This is a genomic window from Virgibacillus sp. 7505, assembly GCF_002272135.1.
Classification (GTDB): Bacteria; Bacillota; Bacilli; order Bacillales; family Amphibacillaceae; genus Terribacillus.
In genome coordinates this window covers 1-204 of record NZ_NPBF01000526.1, presented here as the reverse complement: position 1 = coordinate 204, position 204 = coordinate 1, and the positions used below count along the sequence as shown (strand labels likewise).

The following is a 204-nucleotide window of genomic DNA, read 5'->3' as shown; positions in this document are numbered from 1 at the left end:
GTGCCAGGACAAGACCCAATTGACATATTGGAAAAAATCGAAGCCCATATTCAAGCACATACGCCGCCTGGAGTGACAGTGGCAACAGAACGTCATGATACAGGCAAGCCTTTTGTAGCTCCTGTGACAGATCCTGTATTTGCTGCATGTGCCCGCGCTTACGAGGAAGTCTATAACACAGAAGTGGCGTATACGAGGATGGGT

General features: G+C 49.0%; 1 pseudogene. It reads left to right on the top strand.

Annotation, left to right across the window (positions count from 1 at the left end):
- Nucleotides 1-204, top strand: a pseudogene (locus tag CHH91_RS20070) (peptidase M20); the annotation flags it as partial.